Below are 21,089 nucleotides of genomic sequence, written 5' to 3'. Positions count from 1 at the left end.
CCATGATGAGGTAAGCTAGGATTTCATAATCAGGCACTGGAGAAGCCAATAAGAATGAACCCCTAGAATCGGATTCCCGTTCCAGGGGTGCTGCTCTTTCCTTGCATCCTATTTCCCTTGCTATCCGTCCAGCCTTCCTCATAACCCCGGGAGAGTGAACGCACGGCCGTACAGCATGTTTTAGCAGTCCCGGATCCCGCCTTCATTAGGGATTAGGACGCAGGTTTTTTACCGAACGCAACCGCCAGAATAATAATCGCGCCGCTGACAATCATCTGCTGGCTGACGCTCAGTCCCATAATAATGAGCCCGTTATTAATGGTCCCAATCAGCAGAGAACCAATGATCGTACCTATGATTGTACCCGCACCGCCGAAGAGGCTGGTTCCTCCCAATATAACCGCAGCAATCGCGCTGAGCTCATCGCCCTGCCCGAAGCTGTAACGCGCACTTTGCATCATGCCGGCATAGAGCATTCCTGCGATCGCTGCAGCACCACCGGAAAGCAGGAACGCATAAAACTTGATTCGCTTCGTATTGACACCCGAATATTCAGCAGCAAGCCGGTTCCCCCCCGTAGCCAGCACCTCACGTCCGAACGGGGTGTGCTTGAGTATGTAATGCCCCGCCCCTAAGAACACGAGAGACCATAACAGTAAGACGGGTATGGAGCCCAAATTGCCGGAACCGAAGAAGAAGTTAAAGTTGGCATTCTTGATCACAACCGGATTGGTATTGGTCAGCCACATATCCACACCACGCAGCAGCTGCATCATTCCCAGGGTCACAAGAAAGGAAGGAATGCCTACTTTCGTAACAAGTATGCCGTTAGTGGCGCCAATCAGCAGGCCAGCCAGCAGACCCGCGATAACTCCTCCTGCCATGCCATATCCGGCATTCATGGCCATGGCCGAAATCAGAGCGGAGAATGCCGTTATCGAACCGATGGATAAATCCAGCTCCCCCGCGGAGATGACGAAGGTCATGGCAATGGCCATAATGGAAATCATCGTCGTAGCCCGGACGATATTAAACAAATTGGAAGGCAGGAAAAAACCGTCCGCAGCAATCGTAAAAGCGAAAAAGATCAAAACAATTGCGAATGCGATATAAACAAAGTAATCCCTCCAATGGAAAGGAAAGCTTAACCGAGAAATCGAAATGAGCTCCTTGCTTTTAATATCCTTGGATTGCATGATGAAGAACCTCCTCGGTCTCAATATCCCGTCGATATATGTCTTTCATGATTTCGCCGTTATATAGAACAAGAATTCTGTCGCTTAACGCCAGAAGCTCCTGCAGTTCGGAAGAAATAACAAGAACGGATATTCCTCTGTCGGCAAGCTCACGGACGATCTCAACAATTTCTGATTTTGCTCCTATGTCTACGCCGATCGTAGGTTCATCCAGGATCAGCAAGGTAGGATTTTTAGCCAGCCATTTAGCCAGTACGATTTTTTGTTGATTTCCGCCAGACAGCAGCTTTACAATCTTATCAGGGCCGTCTGTTTTAATATTCAGCTTCTGAATGTAATGGTTCGTCATATTCGTGCCTGCATAATCATTCACGAACAGATGCTTTGATAACTGATAGATGTTCGTCAGCATGACATTGCTTCGAACCGAATGATCGAGAATCAATCCTTGTTTGCGCCTATTCTCCGGGACTAGAGCAACCCCTTGACCTATTGCATCGCGAACGTTCTTGATTTTCTTTCCTCGGATGAGGATTTCTCCTGCTTCCGGTTGGCGAATGCCGAAGATGGCTTCCGCAATTTCTGTTCTTCCGCTGCCCATTAAACCTGCCAGGCCTACAATTTCCCCAGGGTAAAGATCAAAGCTAACATTCCTTACTCTGCTCCCATAAGCCAGATTACGCACCTGCACAACGGGTTCGGGAGTAAGCTCGTATTGCCTCTCCTGCCACTCGAAAGAGGCTGTCTCTTTGCCCAGCATGGACACAATAACCTGCTCCATCGAGATCCGGCTGCATTCCTCCGTTAAGACGTTCTGTCCGTCCTTCATTACCGTGATGCGATCACAGATTTCAAAAATCTCCGCCATTCGATGTGAAATGTAGACGATCGATATCCCTGCATGTTTAAGGCGTTTGACCAATTGAAACAGGGATCGGGTTTCACTTTCCGATAAGGAGGCCGTAGGCTCATCCATCACGAGAATTCGCGCATTTTTGGATAAGGCTTTGGCAATCTCGACCATTTGCCAGTAACCAACGCTAAGCGAATCAACCGTTGCGTTAGGATCAATCTGGACATCCAAATCGTTCAGAATTTCCCTGGATCTTCTAACCATCTCCTTGCCGTCGATGGAGAAGGGCAAGCCTCTCCTGGGTTCGTGCTTCAAGAAGATATTTTCTGCAACCGTGAGTGTAGGGATTAGGCTGAATTCCTGGAAGATCATCGCGATACCGCTTCGTTCGGCATCCTTGGGCTTGTTGAACTCCACCTTGCTGCCTTCTAATAAAATGGTTCCGGAGTCTTTGGTGTACACACCGGTAAGAATTTTCATCAACGTTGATTTCCCTGCACCGTTGCCTCCCATAAGGGCATGAACTTCACCTTTGCGCAGCTCAAAGTGTGCATTCTTCAGTACAGGCACACGACTGAACGACTTATTGATGTTCTCCATTTCAAGAATGTGTGGGATCGTCATGGTCTCACCGCCTACGTGTATAAATGGATGGCACGGCAGAGACGTCCCCCCCTGCCATGCCTTCGTTACGCTCTTATTTCATCAATGCTTCAAGAATATCGGCCGGGGCATCCTTGTGATAGATCACCTTGTAGGACTCTTTAAGGTTTTTCCGGTTGACGGCCAATGAACTAACCGCGACATAAGCCGGCGTCGGCTGGCCGATCATCGCCAGTGCCGCCAATTTAGCTTCTGCGACACCTTGGTCGAACGGACGCTGCGAGCCGATGCCGGCGATAAAGCCGTTCTGCGCCATGTCAAGCGCCACTTCATTACCAAGATTATCATTTGAAATCTTAAAGTTCGCAGGCGTCTTACCTGCAACGCGAGCTGCTGCTACGGCCCCCATTGCCGGTACATCCCAGCTGGCATACATCCCTTTCAAGTTCGGATATTTCGTCAGCAGGGCAGCCGCTACTTCCTGTGAACGGTTCGGATCCTGGAAGCCCTGTACCTCAACCAGCTTAATGTCAGGATACTTGGCTGCCAGACGAGCTACGAACCCTTGATAGCGCTGATTGGTCACATAGAAGTTCGGAGCGTAATAGAGCGCTGAAACTTCACCCTTGCCTCCTACGGCTTTGGCTAATTCATCCGCAATGTTCATGCCAAGACCGAAGCTGTCTGCGGACACCACAGAAACGTAGTCCTTGCCCGGCAGCATGCCTTCCGCCGGCTGGTCCATAAAGACGATCTTCGTGCCTGCATTGGCCAGAGCTTTGTATGCGCTTGCCGTTGTCTGAGCGTTGAGCGGAATACTTACAACAATGTTCGGCTTCTTACCGGCAATAGCTTGAAGATCGGAAATTTGCGTCGTATCCTTGAAATTTGCATTGGTTTCAGCGACGACTTCAATACCTAGTCTGCGGAACTCCGACTTCAAACCGGCGAGCTGCTGCTCGGACCAATCATCCCCGAGGAATCCCATAGCGATTGCTGCCGTAAATTTGCCTTCCTTGATCTTGGCAGCTTGCTCTTCCGTAATGATAATTTCGCTGGCAGGAGTTGCTTTCTCACCATTAGGACCGCTGCTTACAATCATATCGGAAGGATTGTCCAATTTGACGGCTTCCAATTGATCAGCCGTTGGTTCCTTATACCATGGCGGCTGCTTTAGTCCTGCATGAGTACTGCCATCCGCTTCAGATTTCACGGATGACCCGGCAGCATTCTTGTCAGCTTCCGCTGTACCCTCAGCTTTACCGGAAGATGTACCGCTGTTATTGCCGCAAGCCGTCATGAACATGAATAGAACGACAATGGCTACAAGAACCGGCTTATTCCATTTCACATTCCGTTCCCCCTTTGATCGTCGATAGAATCAGACCCTTACTTACAACATCACGCCACTGCATTCATGTGGCGTGATGTCAAGATATTATTTACTGATGAAGTTAAGCAGGATTTCGCTCAATTCGTTCGGACATTCCTCTGCCAATTGGTGGCCCCAAGGCAGGCTTGCTTCCTCCACGTTCTCTGCAACCAGTTTCATCTCGCGTGTATTCTCTTCACCAATGAAGTAAGTACTTCCGAGTGCGAGAACCGGCATTTTCAACTTGTTGTCGAGTGCTGTTTTGAAGAAGGCCGCATCTTGGAATGTCGCGCGGTATACTTCGAACATCGCCCGCAGTCCGCCCGGTGCAGCGTAGCAGCGCACATACTCTGCAATGGCCTCTTCGGAAACGGCAGTAGGATCATAGCACTCATGACGGATGAAATGAGAGAAGTACAGCATTTCTCGACCCGAGATCAGAAGTTCCGGGAAATCACGAACATTGTAGAAGTTGATGTGCCAAATCCAGTGGTTCGTGCGCACATTCTCTTCCGTCAGGTGCGACCAATCTTCCAACCCGAATCCAGGGAGAAGCATTTCAGTGTATACGAACTTCTTAACCCGATCTTGATATTGCATGGCGAGCGCCATGCCCACCGCTGCTCCCCAGTCTTCACCGACAAGGAAGAACTTCTCATGTCCGAGAGCCGTCATCAGTTGAGCAATATCTTCCGCCATGTTAGGCATATCGTAACCAGTCAATGTCCGAGCCGAATCGCCGAAACCGCGAAGGTCTGGTACGATTACCTTATATTTATGAGATAGCTTTGGCAATACATTACGCCAGTAGTAAGAGGTTTTCGGTACACCGTGCAGAAGGACAACCGGCTCGCCTTCTCCAGCAGTATAGTAATGGAGACGAACTCCGTTAACGGTTTCGCGGCCATGTGTGACAGGGTTTCCATTGTGATCCAAAATCTTTTGAGCCATTTTTTCTCCTCTTTTCTTCTGAGATATTGAAAGACATATTGAGAAATGTCCGCTTGGGGCTTTCTCTCGTTGTCCTCTTTACACTTCAATTTTACCTGTGCCGGCCTGTTCCATGAACATGGGGCAATTAACGTTTCTCATGGTTTTTTTAGTGTATTTTGTAATTTTCGCTCGAATCGGAAAAGTAAATCCCTTTATTTTCCTGTGACTCCTGTTATACGATACTGTCCAGACGCAAAAAGAGGTGCCGCGGCACCTCCTATATGTAATGTTAGGGCTTTTTTTCATTCGGTATTGTTCTGTACGGTTAGCTATTTCAATGTCTTGAAGGCCCAGATATGCAGCTTGTTTGCCCCTCCTACGATATGTTCATGATGTTTGTTCCAGAATGGGGAATCGGGATTCAAGCGCTCTGTTTTTATCATTTGATAGCGTCCAATGTCCGCGATGAGGAATTCCTCCACGATCAGATTAGGCTGGTCCGTCCCCTCATAGATTTTGTATTCCCGTCCACCATGCTCGTCTGTATTTCGTTTCAAATCGGGCAGAAGTTGCATAAAAGTATCTCTTTTCTCTGAAACGATTTTGTATTCGATAAAAACCTTGACCTCCACTTCAAGTTCCTCCTCTTCATTACACATTCATTTCCTATCCCTTTATTACGGCTGTTTTCGTTCTACCGGGTCCTGCCAACGTTTGGTTAGCGTATTATCGATGCCGAATTGGTCCAATGTCCGCGCCACAATATGGTTTACCATGTCATCTAATGTCGTCGGTTTGTTGTAAAATGCGGGCATCGGCGGCAGGATAACCGCGCCCATCCGCGAAAGTGCCAGCATATTTTCCAGATGTATGTCGCTTAGCGGAGTTTCGCGAACGAGTAACACAAGTTTTTTGCGTTCTTTTAATATGACGTCAGCTGCTCTGCCGAGAAGTCCCTCGGCGAAACCGACACGGATAGACGCCAATGTTTTCATGCTGCAGGGGGCAATGATCATACCGTCGACGCGAAACGAGCCGCTAGATATGGATGCAGCCTGGTTCATCGGATCGTGTACGACAGCCGCCATACTTTTGACTTGCTGCACCGTATAGCCCGTTTCCAGCTTGATAGTCGTTTCCGCCCATTTGGACATCACCAGATGCGTTTCCACTCCCAATTGCTGAAGAACTTCTAACAGGCGAATCCCGAATATTGCTCCGGTCGCTCCCGAAATACCTACAATCACCCTCATCTTCTGTCCCCTCGTTTCAATGTCTTTATAAGACCAGTAGTTACATATAACACATCTAAGCAAGCATTTTCATAGGTATGAATAGGGGGGATGTAACATTATCCGGGTTATTGATAAAGGTCTGACCAAATTATGAAAACCAGAGTTTGAAAAGTCCTTCATTGATTCCTAAATGATACATGTAATAAAAACCAAACAATGCACTTAGGGCTCCGGTTGCCAAAATCAATTTTGTATTCAAGTTCCGCTTTTTTACACTTAAAACAAAAGGCAGCCCGATGATATGGAACGGAGCAGATCGGATTCGGCAACTGGACCATTGCCTGGACTCAGCCAGGTCTTGTCGGGAGATTTGATATTAACCCCGAATTGGACTTGGCATTCTCATCATAATCCGACCAATGAACAAATCATTTGGATGGATATTATCGATGGCTCGATGTATTCCGTGGAAATCCGACCTTGCATAAATACCGACCGCCACCGAACCGGAAAAAGTACGGCCACGGCTATCCGTCACATTTTCGAATAAAAATCCGCGCCGCTGCTCTTCTTCCAACCCCCGAAATTGCCATCTTACTAGCGGCATCAATTCCGTATCCTTATTGACAGATTTTGTGATACGGTGCAGCTTCTCTTTGGAATCTAAAAGTTTTATGTGAGTACGCAAATCCTGTTTCACTGACATCTTTTTCACTCCTTTTTTTATAAAAAAACAGCCTTTAAGAATCTTTCGATTCTTAAAGGCTGTTTTTTGTCTGCGAGAGTTAGTAGTTGAAGCTACTAAAGCAGATAAAGAGCCGAATATGAATTAACATTTCGTATATATGAAACCGCTTTCTAAATAAAGAATACGTTGTCTTTTCTTAATTTAACATACAACGGAGTTAATTTCAAGATAAAAAAGAAAGCTAACAAAACTTGTAGTCGTAAGCCGTGTTATACAGCTGGACGATCTCCTCGTGGGTCGGAATCTTCAGATTATTCGCGGGACTGCCGCTGTCGAGAGCATCGAACGCCATTTTATGGACAGCGTTCGCCCATTTGTCCCGTTCGATCCCCCACTGGTTTATATTCGGTATGCGCAGAGAACGGCACAATTTTTTGATGGCGTCAATCGTCATGTCCGCGCGCTCCGGGATGGCGGTACCGGTCGTGTCCAGCCTCATGGTCTGCGCAATATGGGCAAGCCGTTCCTCCGCGCTGCTTTTCGTATAATCTAACACAGCCGGCAGCAGCATTGCATTCGATAACCCGTGCGGCACATGAAAGAGTGCGCCCACCGGACGCGACATCCCGTGGATCAGCGTAACCGACGCATTCGAGAAAGCGGCTCCCGCCAGCATGGCGCCGAGCGCAAGTTTTTCTCTCGCCTCCACATCGTCTCCCTGAATGAAAGCTTGATGCAAATGATTCATAATCAGTTCTATCGCCGACAGCGCATACAGGTCCGTTACAGGCTGCGAGCGGCGCGAAAGGTAAGCTTCCACAGCATGGCACAGCGCATCGATTCCGGTAGCCGCCGTAACGGCCGGGGGACAGGAAACGGATAATAATGGATCGACAATGGCTATCGCAGGAAGCAGCGCCGGATCCGAAATCATCATTTTCACATCGTTCGCCGTATCGATGATGACTGTGACTTTGGTGACTTCAGATCCGGTCCCCCCCGTGGTGGGCACGGCAATGAGCGGGATCGGTTTGGTGCGGAACCGGTTTTTGCCGCCGACGTATTTGCTGAGATGGCCTTCGTTGGTCATGAATACCGCCACGGCCTTGGCAGTATCGATACAGCTTCCTCCGCCTAAAGCGATGATGACGTCGCATTGCTCCTGACGGCAAATTTCCAGCGCTTCCTGCACGTGAACATCGGTCGGCTCTGCATCCACATTCAAATAGGTGGCGTATGGAAACGAATACCGGTTCAGATGCTCGATGCATAAATCGACGTTACCGATCTTTGCCATGATCGGATCGCTGATAATGAACGCTTTGACGCCCAAGAGGCTTGCCTGCTCGCCTACTTGGGTGAAAGCTCCCCGCCCGTATAAGACCTTTCCGGGCATAAGCAATTGATGGATCGATGTCATGCCGGGCCTCCTTATTGTTCTGTAGAATGGGTGTTCCGTTCAGGGATAAAGCAGATGCAAGCCGGATTTGACTCATGAATTGGATCGCCACTTGTATAAACGTATATTGTATGCGCATCCATATTTAGTAATAATACCATGCCCGGGCGACTCTAAACAAATTTCCGGTTTGCCCGGCCGTTTCGTGTTCTCCGTACACAAACAAAGACCCCACGATTCTACTCGTAGGGCCTCTTTCATGAGCTTTCATTTCTGCTAGGTGCGGTTCCATCCTGCCGTCAGGTGGCGTGACTCTGGCTGGTAACCTGTTACTTGAACCAGCCCTTCTCCTTGAACCGCATAATCGCTTCGATCCGGTTACTGACGCCGAGCTTATCCAGAATAGTGGAAATGTAATTGCGGACGGTTCCGGTTGTAATGTACAGCTCGCTGGCGATTTCCTTCGTATTCTTGCCGTCGGCGATAAGGACGAGCACTTCCTTCTCCCGCTCGGTCAACGGACTTTCTTCGCTATAAGCCTCATCCACCAGCTCCGAGGCGTAGATGCGCCTGCCGGCCATGATGCTGCGGATCGAGTCAGCGAGCTCCTCGCTGGGGCTGTCCTTCAGCAAATACCCGTTGGCGCCTGCCTTGACGGCCCTCTCGAAGTAGCCGGAGCGGGCGAACGTGGTGAGAATCATCACCTTGCAGCCGGATCCCTTCAATTCCTCGGCCGCGTCCAACCCGCTCTTGCCCGGCATCTCAATGTCCATGATGCAAATATCCGGCTTATGCAGGTGAACCAGCTTCACGGCCTCCTCGCCGTTGCTCGCTCGACCTACGACCTTCATATCCTCTTCCAAATCAAGCAGGGAAGCCAGAGCGCCCAGCAGCATCCGCTGGTCCTCGGCAATCACAATTCGGATCATGTCCCCGCCTCCTTCTCCGCTGGTTTGAAGACGTTCGGCACTTTCATCACGAGTAACATTCCATGATCGGAACTGATTTCCAAACTTCCGTTCACAAATTCAAGCCGCTCTTTCATGCCCCGCAGTCCGTTCCCCCGGACGCATAAGGATTCATCCGCTATGCCGATCCCATTGTCCTTCACCCGGATAACCAACTCGGTTCGCGATGGTTCGATGGCAATCGAGCACATCGATGCGCCGCTGTGCTTCACCACGTTGGTGACAGCTTCCTTCAGGCACATGCTGAGCACATTCTCGGTCATCAAGGAGGTGTCGGTCAGCTTAGGGTCCCCTTCCAAAACGAATTCGATTTGAGCGGCTCTACAGATCTGCTCAATTCGAAACATCTCATCCTCCAGCTTCGTACCGCGCATTTGGGTAACCATCTCCCGGACTTCCTTCAACGCGGTTCTGGCCGTCTGCCGGATTTCCTGGATTTCGATCTGGGCCTGGTTCGGGTTCTTATTTATTAATTTACCCGCCAAATCGCTCTTTAAGCCAATTAAGGAGAGCTTCTGCCCTAACGTATCGTGCAGATCGCGGGCGATGCGTTGGCGTTCTTCCAGCTTGACCAGCTCGGAAATTTTCTTATTCGCATTCTCCAGCTGTCCCTGTAATTGATCCCTTTTGTTCCGGTCGTAGGTGGTGACGGGAAGTAGGATCACGGCAATCAGACTGAGCAGGACGAACGGGAGCTGGGTAATAAATACAGGATTTTTCGATACGAACCCATAGTTGATAGTCGCCAGCGTGCTAACCAGATGAATGGAGTACAACGTAATAAATCCGATCCGATTTTGTATATTGCCGATAAAAAAAGCCAAAAAGAGGGAGAAATACACATAGCCGAACTGCAAGGTCATCGTGATGGAAATCAATATTTGCACGCTTGTCCAAAAGTACACCAGCCAGCCTTTGGAAACAAAGGACAGCACGTAGCAAACAAAGAACACGATAATCATGATGAAGCCGATCACCACTTCGTACGTAGAGGATGACCGGAATATGAAATAAAACGGAAGGATGTAAAAGACGACCCACACATAAGGACTAAGACCCGTATTTTTGTGAAAAATTTGATACCACTTCTGCATGGTCGCCCATCCTTTGTTCTTTGCCGATAAAGTTACTTGTATCATAACATAAAGGTTTGGCGCAGAGTTACTTTCCTTGCAGACTCGGGCTATGTTTTTTTATGGAATGGACTGCAGGATCGGTCTTGCCGAGCACCCGTTTGATGTCTCTGAAACCGACAAACGTTTTGTTACGCTCATCCCATAGATGGAAACGAAGCGACTTCAGGCTGGTGCGGAGCGTAATGGTCGTCGCCATTTGAAGGGGCGGCGTAGCCTCATGCGCCTTCTCCAGGTTATAGTTCGGTACTTTCGGACTTAAATGATGAACGTGATGAAATCCGATGTTGCCCGTGATCCATTGCAAAACCGTGGGAAGCTTGTAATAAGAGCTCCCCTCCACCGCGGCTTTCACATAGCTCCATTCTTCTTCGTTCTCAAAGTAGGAATCCTCGAACTGATGCTGGACATAGAACAGCCAGATGCCCAACAAGCCGGATACGAAGAAAATCGGCCCTTGAACCATGACGAATGCTTGCCAGCCGACGGCCCAGATCAACAGCGCATACAAAGCGACCAGGAGTACATTCGTCAAATAATTGCCCATGCGCTCCCTGCGTCTCGCTCCCTTGCGGTTAAACCGGTACTGCAGCAGAAAAACAAAGCTCGGTCCGAGTCCGAACATGACGAGCGGATTCCGATAAATCCGGTAAGCGATTCGCCGCCACAATGAAGAAGCCGCATATTCGTCCACGGTCAAAATCCATATATCGCCGATCCCCCGTTTATCGAGGTTGCTGCTCGTCGCGTGGTGGATGGCATGAGCATTTTTCCACTGTTCATACGGACAAAGCGTAAGGACACCCGTAATGGTGCCGAGTATATCGTTAGCCAGGCGGTTCTTGAAGAACGATTGATGACAGCAGTCGTGAAAGATGATGAACGTCCGAACCACAAACCCGGCCGCAACGATCGCGATCGGCAGCGTTAACCAATACGAAACGGACAGGCTAAGATACGCGCCGTACCAGAGCAGCACAAGTGGAACCAGGGTGTTGACAAGCTGCCGGATACTCGCTTTCGTATCGGTTTTCTCATAAGGAGCGACGTTCTTTTTCAGATGGGCTATGCTAGCTTGGTGCATTGCGGGCTTCCTCCTCGATATGACGCGCGGGGAACGTTGTTGAACACCGGACGCAGTTTTCTATCTTCAATTATAGAAAATGCAGCCCGTTCGCTGTAGTCATAAACGTCAAGTAGAAGGTATGACATTTGTCATATAGGAGGAGGTTTGCGGTTCGTATTCTCGCTAGCAGCCATTGTGATCGTGCCACCCTTTCGACATGCACGCAAAAAGACCAATCAACAAAATCCTGACTGGTCATGATGTTCTCTGGATTAAGCGATGCTCATTTGCTGCCTGGAACAAAATCGGCCCGGTTAATGAAAGTTAACATCAATTTTTTTCTTCGTATCGGGTTTGGTTTTAGGCATACGAATTTCAAGTACACCATTCTTATAAGTCGCTGTAACGCCTTCTGAAGATACGCTTGAAGGCAAGCTGATGGAGCGTTGAAAACGGCCGACAAAACGCTCCTGCCTGTGCAAATTTTCTTCTTTGACTTCGTTTGCTCTGTTGATGGACCCGGTAATGGTAAGGATGTTGTTGTCAATATCGATATTCACATCTTCTTTCTTTTCTAATCCCGGTATATCGCAAGTAGCCACGACTTCATTTTCGGTTTCATGGACATCAACCCTTAAACTGCCGAGATTTTGACCGAATCCTGTTTTAAAAGTCGACAAGTCTCCTGTGAAGAAACGGTCAAGCTCCCGTCTCATGTTTTCGAGATGCCGGAATGGTTCATAAGGGATTAGCTGCATCTTAAACGTTAGCCTCCTAGATCGTTGTTTTTGGATGAACAAGATTATAATTTCCCGAAAACCAAGCAATTATGCAAGGAAGCGTTTGATTAAATAACTATTGTGGAATGGCTTCCAAGAAAACCCCTTTTACCCGCTCGTTAACTGCCCGTATATCTCTAATAACCTGCCCCCGACTTTCATGCTGTCGTGATAATCTTCTGTGAATTTCCTCGACTCTACCCCCTTCTGAAACCGTGTCTCCGGCGATAATAATAAAGATTTCAGCACGTCATAGAACGTATCCGGACTGGCATTGCAGATCGGGGGTTGAGTCGGATACCGGCTCATCAGATCATCCCGCACATAGGCGATGACGGGCTTTCCGAAAGCCATCGATTCTACACAAAGCAAGCCATAAGAGCCGGTTATAATTTGATCGACAATAATGTCCGCTTGTCGGTACAACTGTTTAGCTTGCTCATGGCTGGTTTTATCTACACGTTGATAACGGAACGGAATTTCCCGCTGAAGCATTTCGATCGTCCGTTCTATCACATCCGTTCCTTTCACTATCTTGTAATGAAAAAGAGGTTCTATGTATGAAAGGGTGCGTGAATAGCAGTGGAAGGCTCTGTATATGGATATTATCATCCGGCAGCCCAGGGCGTGCAAAATCACATTTGCGTTTTGCCATGCGGCGGTATATTTGAACATCCGATCTATAAGTGGACCGTTTCCGATCTGAAGTATTATGTGAAATATCATGCAGGGGATCAACCTGTCGACAGCATGTTTAACGGGTTTGTATTTAAAGGGTATTCTGTTGAAAAAGGGCGCTATATGCATCCGCTGCATGCCGCTTTCGGTCAACAAGCCAACCGGCAGGACTGGGAGCAATGGACGGAATCCTTGTTTGCTCCGGATACAAACCTGAAGGCCTTGTATGCTTTAGCCGATGATTCACCTTTGGACGTTTGGGTCTCCATCCCGTATCCGTTTATAGATGATAAGGGTTTCGGGGAATTGCACGGCAGCGCGCTTTACTTTGATACGACAGAACGACGATTTGCCGCCATTTCATGGTGGATAGATCAGTTTATCGCACGGTGGCACGCAGAATCCTATTTATCGCAAAAATTGCATTTTCGCGGTTTTTTGTGGCAGCGGGAATCGATCAATGAATATGATGACGAACTAGTGAAGCGGACCAATGCCTATATCCGAACCAAGGGCTTTCTTAGTTTGTGGCTGCCCTACTACGCCTCGTATGGCACGACGAATTGGAAAGACTTCAATTTTGACGTTGCAGCTTATCATACGAACTATTACGGCAACACGATGTATGACTATCAATGGGTGAACGCCGTATCCTATTCCGCCAGCTATTACAATACGGGAATTCAAATGATTTATGGAAAAGGTCCTATCTACAATGGCACTCATCATCTGGATCATTTCAATTTGGGATTACCGGAGTATCAGGGTTATATGAAGCATTCCTTCATCGTCTATCAGTTTCCGAATCAAACCATGAAGACCATCTATAGCGAAAACATCGTCGACTATATTCGGATCTATATGTTCATTAAGGGATTGTATACCAAAATTCCATATCCCAATATGGTCTATTAATCTGCCTATATATTTATCAAATTGATGGATCGGGGGAATTCAGGTGCACGCATTTCATAAAATCCTGGTTCTTTCAGCACATACCGATAATATAGAACTGGGATGTGGAGCAACGGTCAATAAATGGATTAACGAGGGAAAAGAAGTGCATTATTTGGCATTTTCCGCGGCGGAAGAATCCGTGCCCTATCCATTCCCGAAAGATCAACTGCGCAAGGAAGCGTTTCAGTCCACAGCCGTATTAGGGATCAACGAACAAAACATTCAAGTTTTGAAGTATCCCGTCAGACGATTTTCCGAGTACAGACAACATATTTTGGACGATATGGTGAAAGCAAAAACTCAAATCCAACCTGATTTGATCATCCTTCCCTGTCTCAAAGATGTCCATCAGGATCATCAAGTCGTCAGTATGGAAGGAATCCGGGCATTCAAGAATCATTCGATATTAGCTTACGAGCTGCCCTGGAATCTGTATTCCTTTAAAAATATGTGCTATTCCTTAGTCGACGATGTTCATAAGGATCATAAATACAAAACGCTTCAATGCTATAAAACGCAAGAAAACAGACCGTACTTTAATAAGGATTTTATATACGGACTAGCTAAAATGAGAGGCGTACAGGTAAATTATGCTTATGCCGAATGTTTTGAAATGGTCAGGTGGATCATCTAAAGAAGCCCTCCCATGGCAACTCTGCTTTTAAGCAGTTGCTTGGTAGGGCTTTATAGGTAGGATGCCATTCATTTCACGGGTCGTGCCTTCCACTCTTCGGCCAGCATACCATATACCACATGATCTATGAATTGATCGTACAGCCATGCGGATTGACGAGCAATTCCTTCCTCTTTAAATCCAAGCCTTTCCGGCACAGCACGGCTCTTGAAGTTTTCAACAGCCGTGCTGATTTCAACCCGATGCAGGTTCATTTCCTGAAATGCGTGGTCCACAAGGGCCGCGCAAGCTTGGGTTATAATTCCTTTTCCCTGGAATTGCTGGCCCAACCAATAACCGATGGATATATGTTTTTGACGCCAATTGACACTGTTGAATCCGATGATTCCGCAGATGGCGTCTTTATAAAAAATACCTGCTGTGAAGCCTTCATGGTCAGCCCAGTTTCCTGGTTCGGCCTATAAACGATTTCGTATCTTGCGCACTGCGCATCCCATCGACCCACGACAGCCATTCCCGCAAGTTATCGCGATTATGGTCTATTAAATCATAAAGCTCTTGATCATAACGATATTCCAGCAATCTCAACTGCGTAACCTCGTTGATCTGGTACGAAAACATGCTCCTCCCCCCTTCTGCCGCATGCACTTAAGCATCCTTTTGCTGAATCATCCATTGGCGGGTTTTGTGCAGACCTTCTTCCAGCGAATGGGCTGGCTTCATGTGGAGATCCTGTTCCAGGAACGTGATGTCGACGGCCCTGCGATATACTTTATCCACCACTCGTTTCGGCTTATATTCAATCGGATAATTCTCGTGTCCCATGATTTTGCCGATCGTTTCAGCCAGTTCATGAATGCTGACTTCCTTGCCCGTCCCCACATTATATAGCTTGCCTATGGAATCGGGGTGAACGCTTGCCGTGAGGATGGCCTCCATTGCATCGTCGATAAATGTAAAGTCTCTCGTCTGCGTACCGTCGCCGAATATAGGAATCGGCCGCCCATTCTGAACCGCATCAAAGAATAGGGTTACGACTCCGCAGTAAGGATTGCTCAATAATTGGCCAGGACCGTACACATTCGATAATCGAAGGATCGTAACAGGCAGCTGGTACATATGATAAAACATTTGACAATAATGCTCCGTGGAAAATTTGCTTGCGGAATAAGGCATCGTAATCTGATGAAAGCTCTCGGGGGTCGGTATGACGGGTGCATTGCCGTAAACGGATGCGGTAGAGGTATAAACAAACCTCTTTAAGTTAGGGCAATGGGATTTGGCCTTCTGAAGCAGCAGGAAGCCTCCATACAAATTAGTATCGAAATCTTGTCTTACATCCACGGCCGATAAATACAAATTTCGGCAGGCCAGATGAAAGATCCACTCCACTTTAGGCATAATCTCCTCAAGAAGTTCCTCATTCGTAATACTGCCCTGAATAAAGGTGATTTGGTCCGAGTCAGGCAGAGCACGGGGATTCCCCGTAGACAGATCGTCGATGACATAAATATGTTCAGATCGGGGCAGCAATCTCTTCACCAGCTGCGACCCCAGGAAGCCTGCGCCGCCTGTGACCAGTACTTTTCCAAGCTTCATTCATTCTCCTCCCACTATAAAGTATCGTTTTCTCCTGTTTCCTCACTCATTCTCAGTATTTCAACTTTGACAGCCTAAGAGATAGTAGTGGAGAATGTACTCTGCACCTCGATTTCCGTAAGAGCGTAGGCGGGAACAGAGCTTAGGAATGACCTTCTTCCAAAACTGTGGATAATTGGTATGATCGCACAGTGGATCTCCATATTCACCCTCGGGGTTTACCCTCCCATGTCACACTGGGTCTATGCCCTTACATTCCTTCGTTCTACCTCTCAAGGGGTGGAGGCCGATTCTTGCTCCTTTACGGGGTCGTTGCCCTTACTGAATGTAGTACTTCGGCTTCTCCGTGCTTTCGTTGTCTAAGTTGTACACATGTGAATAACTTGATCTGCAGGCCGTTTGTTTCCTTGCTTTAAGCAGCTTCTTGCTGGATCTGGAACTGCCTTACTGGACCCATAACATCGATTGCACTGTACTCTCTTTGCTTTGTCCCCAGCGTATGCAGGACTCGAATCAGTTTTCCACATAACGCGATGATCGATTGTTTCTTCTTCAGTGGATTCTGGCTCCTCGTCGTGTAATGCTTATGAAGCGTCTTGAACTCTTCGTTCTTCGCTACCATGGGCATCACCGCTCGGAACAGCAGCGCTCGTAAACGTGACCGTCCGCGCTTGCTAATCCCGGTCTTACCCTTCCGCTTTCCCGAACTATTCTCTTTGAGATTTAGCCCGGCAAGCCGGATAATCTGCTGGCCATGATCGTAGTTGTTCAAGTCACCGATCTCGGCCAGAAATCCAGCTACAGTAATTGCCCCAACCCCGGGTACGGTAAGCATTTCCTTCGTTCCTGGGATGTGTTCAAGGATCTCCAGCACTTTATCCATAATCTCTTCCAATTGGCTGCTGAAAAGGTCGTATTGACCCAACAGTGTGCTTAGCTCTACCCGAGCTGCCATACTGCCTTCCGTTAGTCCGATAGAGGCTGTGGCGGCCGCTACTAACTTCTCCGCGCGCTTGATGCCCACACCGCGTTTCACTTCCGTCTTCCAGTGTACTAGGACGTCTCTAGCCCCCTTGCCGACGATGTCCGCTGGCATCGGGAACGCCCGCATGGTCATGAGCGATGCCTTGCCCTCCCATTTCTTGAATACGCAAGCATACTCGGGGAAGAACCGGTCGAACCAGTTGCTGATTCGGCCTTTCACTTGCGTCAGGCTGGCTGATACCTTCTCCCGCAGATTCATCAGGATTCGCAGTTCCGCGTATTCCTTCGTCGGCAGTTTCGGTTCTGAGTATTTTCCATTCCGAATGAGATCCGCAATGACCTTTGCATCTTTGTAGTCGCTCTTCGTCTGCGAGTTATCCTCAAGCTCTTTCGTCTTGTTTACGTGATGCGGATTAACGACGACGACCTGGATTTGTTGTTGTTCCTGCAGATAGGCAGCTAACGGAAACCAGTAGTGTCCGGTAGGCTCGATGCCAAACACAATGTTCGTCTTCCCGTGTGCTTGACCAAGCTCCTTCATCCACGTTGCCAGCTTCGATAGTCCTTCCTGATCGTTGTGAAATACACAGTCCTTCCCAAGTTCAATGCCTCGGAAATCTACGGCACGTGCGACGTGAACCTTCTTCGCGATATCTGCACCGACCACCAGTGTCGATTCGGTAATTCGTGTAATCCGTTGATTCTGCTTTTGTTTCAGTTTATACTTCATATTGAGCGTCCTCCTTCAAATTAGGGCAGTGAATGGCCACCATTCCAAGACCCAGCATACAGGAGGCGCTTTTTGTTTTCAAAGAGCAAATTACTTCATTACAGGAATGGCTCCTTACGTTTAAATTGTTTCCTTGTATCGTATTCAACTGGTAGAGAAAATGGAATTCTTTCCATAGCGGAAATCTATTAGATCGGTCGCCTGATGATACCGCGGCTCCGGTTATTCAGCGGTCTGCCTGGAAGATTGGCGTAAAATTTCGGCCGCCGCACGCCCCGTGTTAAACAACAAATCCACAACCGATAAATGAGACTCGAACCCTTCGTAGAGCTGCGGGTATGTCGGCGGCGAGAAATCGTAATATTGAAGCGTTATTCCTGCATCCTCAAATTTCTTTGCGTCCTGATATGCCGCGGCGCCTTGACCGGACAAGTAAATATGACCGCCCACCCTTTGTGCGATTTCAATTAATCGCCCATTCGAAGCGTCGCTTAGCGTAAATTCGGAGGTGGAACGGATTTGACAAGGAATTTGCAGCCACCCGGCGATCTGACCAATCAAGGCTTTGTTTAACTGACTCAAGTTTCTCGTATTCATGGTTTCATAGATTTCAAACAGCTTAGGACGGTAAAGCTCATAATAAGGCGCTTTGGCGTAGCACGTGTCAAGCGTTCTCATATGCTTCTCCGCCCAATGACAATCGGCGCACTCGATCTCATCGATGTTCTTGTGCGTGCTTCCATGGATCGGTACAGTCAACCACTGCGCCCCCTGCTGCCCTTTGATTTTATTGCGATTAATGAAGCTGTTCTTGCTGTACTGCACGTTATCCAAGAAAACGAAAATATCCGATTTTAACATTTTGTAAAAATACCCTGTCCAAGGCAAATAGTTAGGTTGATGAACGGCAACCGTGACTTCATGATTCATCCTTTCACCTCCGTTCGTGAACTGAAGCATCCATGCATGGTATTCATCCGGAGACATCGAGGTGAATGATATCGGGGGAGTATATGGGTAAAATTGGTAAATTACTAGTTTTCCCAAGAAATCAAAGGAAAGGGTCATCCCTCAAGCCGTTTGTTGAAACGCTTGAGAGATGACCCTATTCATGTAACTTCTGAAGATTAAATCAGTTCAGACTTCTGGAGAAGCCGCTGAACAATCGCTGCCACCTCTGCCCTTGTGATGTACGCTTTTGGCGCAAGTTGGTCGCTGTTCCTGCCAGACACAATTCCTGCCTGCAAGCAATCGGCAATACTCTGCTCCGCCCACTCTGCAGCGTTATTGGCATCTATGAATGGACGTAACAGTTCTCCAGTCTCCTGGGACGGGAGCTTCGCTTTCAGATCGGTGATTGTCATCGCTTTAGCCATGATCGTCATCGCCTGTTCCCGCGTAATCTTGTCCATCGGGCGGAAAGTGCCGTCTTCAAACCCGCCGATCAGGTTATACAAGTATGCTGTTTGAATAGCCTCGTTATACCAGTCCGATGTTGCCACATCCGTAAATGGAGCGGCTCCGCTCTCCGGCTTCAGCCCCAATCCCCGCACCATGCTTACCGCAAACTCCGCGCGCGTAATATCTTGATCGGGATTAAACAAGCCATTGCCGATGCCGTTAATGACCATCCGCGAACCCATGTCGTTCACGGCATTCTTCGCCCAGTGCTGCTCGACATCCTTGAACATCAGCGGATGCCATACCACGGAATACGTACTGTTCGTCAAGCTGTTCACTTTGGCGTAATATTTGCCGTCGACGATCACGATCTTCGTTGGTACATGCCGAACGATTCCATCCGGTTCAACCACGATTCCCGTCGTGATTTTATTAGGATCTATGCCATCCGGAATGGCAATGGTTCGTTCCACATACGCATTGAACTTGGACACTTCGACCCTGGTATCGCCGTAGATGCCTCTCACCGTAAAGTTGAGCGGTGGGGCGACAATCGTGAACTCTCCTTGAGCCGCTGAGTTCTGGACGATCTTCACCGTCTCTGCTGTAGGTGCGGCAATTTCGATCTGAATCTTGATATCCGGAAGTGCCACGTTCTTCCCGATTTGGTCTGATATTGAATTGATGTTGATCTGCTGCGCTGGCAGCGTGTAGGTCGCCTTCTCCGTTTTGATTTCTAAAACCGCCAGCTTTTGCTCCATGGTTTTGACCATCTGGCCGTTAAGCTCTCCGACTACAACATCAGATTTTGTATTCATCGGAATTGTAATCACGGCACGCTGTCCTTCGATCGAGAGCTTCTCTTCCAGCTTTTTGTGATCAACCGTAATGGTCGTGACCGTTTGCTCATTCACTGTCGTAGTTGCTGCCGTTCCTGCATTCTCCGCCTTGCCATTGACAAGAACGTCAACTCCCGTGTTCGTTGTCTCCGGTGTGCTCGGCGCAGCCGGTATGCCTGGCGTGTACGGCTCTGTCGATGGACTGCTGTCGCTGTCGCTGGACGGCGCCCTCGGTGTTACAGCATTGGAGGCAACGGAAGCCGCACTGCTGCCTGCGCTATTGATCGCTTTTACCGTAAACGTATAGGTCGTTCCATTCGACAGACCGATTATCGTCATCGGGCTTGTTGCTCCTGTGACCACGATATTTCCTGGTGAAGAAGTAACTTCATAACCTGTGACGGGACTCCCTCCGTTGTTCGCAGGAGCCGTAAAGGAAATGGTTGCTTGGCCGTTTCCTGCAGTTGCGGCGATGAGCGTTGGAGCTGCCGGAACCGTTTTGGGCATTGCGCTTACTTCATTGGAGGCATCGCTCTCTCCTCCCGGATTGCTTGCTTTGACTACAAAGTAGTAGGTCGTTCCATTGATCAAGCCCGTCACTTCATAGCTGTATACCGACCCTAGAACGGTGGTTACCTCAGTTTCATAAGTTCCTGCATTCACACTTTTGAATATTTTGTAGCCTGTCGAACCATCTACCGGATTCCAAGCAAGACTGACTGTTGCATCACCTGCTGCAACAGGTTGCAATACCGGCGCTCCTGGTGACGGAACTTGTGGAGTTGCACTTACTTCGTTAGAATTTGGACTTTCCGAGCTTCCGTTCAGAGCCCTAACTATAAAGTAATAAGTGGTTCCGTTTGTAAGTCCTGTAATTTCAGTACTGTATACCGATCCGCTTACCGTAGTTGCTTCTGCACCATAAGCGTGGGAAGTTGTACTTGTGAATATTTTATAGCTTGTCGAACCGCTCACTGGATTCCAAGTGAGACGAGCTTGTGCATTTCCTGCCACTGTACTGACTATTGCGGGTGCTCCCGGC

21 protein-coding genes and 1 pseudogene are annotated in these 21,089 nt (G+C 48.3%); 2 read left to right on the top strand and 20 right to left on the bottom strand.

Features of this window, described 5'->3' with window-relative positions; all coding sequences use genetic code 11:
* Positions 1–212: 212 nt before the first annotated feature.
* The 13 genes from PVA01S_RS21075 to PVA01S_RS21015 form a co-directional block, all read right to left on the bottom strand.
* Positions 213–1,196 (bottom strand): ABC transporter permease, encoded by a 984-nt coding sequence (locus PVA01S_RS21075; RefSeq protein WP_127609302.1) that lies wholly within the window; start codon positions 1,194–1,196, stop codon positions 213–215.
* On the bottom strand, positions 1,177–2,673 hold the full coding sequence (locus PVA01S_RS21070; RefSeq protein ID WP_127609300.1) for a sugar ABC transporter ATP-binding protein: 1,497 nt from the start codon (positions 2,671–2,673) through the stop codon (positions 1,177–1,179). The genes PVA01S_RS21075 and PVA01S_RS21070 overlap by 20 nt, the downstream gene beginning before the upstream one ends.
* Before the next feature lie 73 nt (positions 2,674–2,746).
* Entirely contained in the window at positions 2,747–4,003 is a 1,257-nt protein-coding gene (locus PVA01S_RS21065; RefSeq protein WP_127609298.1) for a substrate-binding domain-containing protein, read from the bottom strand.
* Positions 4,004–4,090: 87 nt separating this feature from the next.
* Entirely contained in the window at positions 4,091–4,975 is an 885-nt protein-coding gene (locus PVA01S_RS21060; protein WP_054797830.1) for an alpha/beta fold hydrolase, read from the bottom strand.
* A 311-nt stretch (positions 4,976–5,286) separates the two neighbouring features.
* The gene (locus PVA01S_RS21055; RefSeq protein WP_054800118.1) at positions 5,287–5,589 is read right to left on the bottom strand and encodes an MFS transporter; all 303 of its coding nucleotides are present in this window, start codon (positions 5,587–5,589) and stop codon (positions 5,287–5,289) included.
* A 45-nt stretch (positions 5,590–5,634) separates the two neighbouring features.
* A complete protein-coding gene (locus PVA01S_RS21050; RefSeq protein WP_127609296.1) occupies positions 5,635–6,210 on the bottom strand; it encodes a non-oxidative hydroxyarylic acid decarboxylases subunit B in 576 nt (191 codons plus the stop codon).
* A 358-nt stretch (positions 6,211–6,568) separates the two neighbouring features.
* The gene (locus PVA01S_RS21045) at positions 6,569–6,898 is read right to left on the bottom strand and encodes a hypothetical protein (protein ID WP_054797827.1); all 330 of its coding nucleotides are present in this window, start codon (positions 6,896–6,898) and stop codon (positions 6,569–6,571) included.
* Between the two features lie 223 nt (positions 6,899–7,121).
* Positions 7,122–8,300, bottom strand: a complete 1,179-nt coding sequence (locus tag PVA01S_RS21040) for an iron-containing alcohol dehydrogenase (protein WP_127609294.1) — start codon at positions 8,298–8,300, stop codon at positions 7,122–7,124.
* A gap of 308 nt (positions 8,301–8,608) precedes the next feature.
* Positions 8,609–9,208, bottom strand: a complete 600-nt coding sequence (locus tag PVA01S_RS21035; RefSeq protein ID WP_054797828.1) for a response regulator transcription factor — start codon at positions 9,206–9,208, stop codon at positions 8,609–8,611.
* On the bottom strand, positions 9,205–10,341 hold the full coding sequence (locus PVA01S_RS21030; RefSeq protein WP_127609291.1) for a sensor histidine kinase: 1,137 nt from the start codon (positions 10,339–10,341) through the stop codon (positions 9,205–9,207). The genes PVA01S_RS21035 and PVA01S_RS21030 overlap by 4 nt, the downstream gene beginning before the upstream one ends.
* Positions 10,342–10,408: 67 nt before the next feature.
* Entirely contained in the window at positions 10,409–11,464 is a 1,056-nt protein-coding gene (gene desA / locus PVA01S_RS21025) for a Delta(5) desaturase DesA (RefSeq protein ID WP_127609289.1), read from the bottom strand.
* Positions 11,465–11,760: 296 nt separating this feature from the next.
* The gene (locus PVA01S_RS21020) at positions 11,761–12,204 is read right to left on the bottom strand and encodes an Hsp20/alpha crystallin family protein (protein ID WP_127609287.1); all 444 of its coding nucleotides are present in this window, start codon (positions 12,202–12,204) and stop codon (positions 11,761–11,763) included.
* Positions 12,205–12,333: 129 nt separating this feature from the next.
* Positions 12,334–12,741, bottom strand: a complete 408-nt coding sequence (locus PVA01S_RS21015; RefSeq protein WP_127609285.1) for a glycosyltransferase — start codon at positions 12,739–12,741, stop codon at positions 12,334–12,336.
* A 66-nt stretch (positions 12,742–12,807) separates the two neighbouring features.
* Here PVA01S_RS21015 and PVA01S_RS21010 point away from each other — a divergent pair, with 66 nt between their 5' ends.
* On the top strand, positions 12,808–13,818 hold the full coding sequence (locus tag PVA01S_RS21010) for a DUF4855 domain-containing protein (RefSeq protein WP_164751921.1): 1,011 nt from the start codon (positions 12,808–12,810) through the stop codon (positions 13,816–13,818).
* Positions 13,819–13,861: 43 nt separating this feature from the next.
* Complete coding sequence (locus tag PVA01S_RS21005) at positions 13,862–14,494, top strand: PIG-L deacetylase family protein (protein ID WP_155614403.1); 633 nt, start codon at positions 13,862–13,864, stop codon at positions 14,492–14,494.
* A gap of 68 nt (positions 14,495–14,562) precedes the next feature.
* Here PVA01S_RS21005 and PVA01S_RS27665 read toward each other — a convergent pair whose 3' ends face one another.
* From PVA01S_RS27665 to PVA01S_RS27780, 7 genes and pseudogenes are all read right to left on the bottom strand, one after another.
* A complete protein-coding gene (locus tag PVA01S_RS27665) occupies positions 14,563–14,877 on the bottom strand; it encodes a GNAT family N-acetyltransferase (RefSeq protein WP_307720691.1) in 315 nt (104 codons plus the stop codon).
* 52 nt (positions 14,878–14,929) lie between these two features.
* Positions 14,930–15,115, bottom strand: a complete 186-nt coding sequence (locus PVA01S_RS27660) for a hypothetical protein (protein ID WP_236596024.1) — start codon at positions 15,113–15,115, stop codon at positions 14,930–14,932.
* 27 nt (positions 15,116–15,142) lie between these two features.
* Positions 15,143–16,093 (bottom strand): NAD-dependent epimerase/dehydratase family protein, encoded by a 951-nt coding sequence (locus PVA01S_RS20995; RefSeq protein WP_127609279.1) that lies wholly within the window; start codon positions 16,091–16,093, stop codon positions 15,143–15,145.
* 412 nt (positions 16,094–16,505) lie between these two features.
* Positions 16,506–17,807, bottom strand: coding sequence for an IS110 family RNA-guided transposase (locus PVA01S_RS20985; RefSeq protein ID WP_127609275.1), 1,302 nt, complete (start codon positions 17,805–17,807; stop codon positions 16,506–16,508).
* Between the two features lie 222 nt (positions 17,808–18,029).
* Entirely contained in the window at positions 18,030–18,737 is a 708-nt protein-coding gene (locus PVA01S_RS20980) for a WbqC family protein (protein ID WP_164751920.1), read from the bottom strand.
* Positions 18,738–18,934: 197 nt separating this feature from the next.
* A complete protein-coding gene (locus PVA01S_RS20975) occupies positions 18,935–20,797 on the bottom strand; it encodes an S-layer homology domain-containing protein (protein ID WP_244933005.1) in 1,863 nt (620 codons plus the stop codon).
* 45 nt (positions 20,798–20,842) lie between these two features.
* Positions 20,843–21,061, bottom strand: a pseudogene (locus tag PVA01S_RS27780) (fibronectin type III domain-containing protein); the annotation flags it as partial.
* Positions 21,062–21,089: the final 28 nt, after the last annotated feature.

This window comes from Paenibacillus validus NBRC 15382, from assembly GCF_004000985.1.
Classification (GTDB): Bacteria; Bacillota; Bacilli; order Paenibacillales; family NBRC-103111; genus Paenibacillus_G; species Paenibacillus_G validus.
The sequence above is the reverse complement of the archived record's forward strand: the minus strand, read 5'-3'. Positions and strand labels throughout refer to the sequence as shown.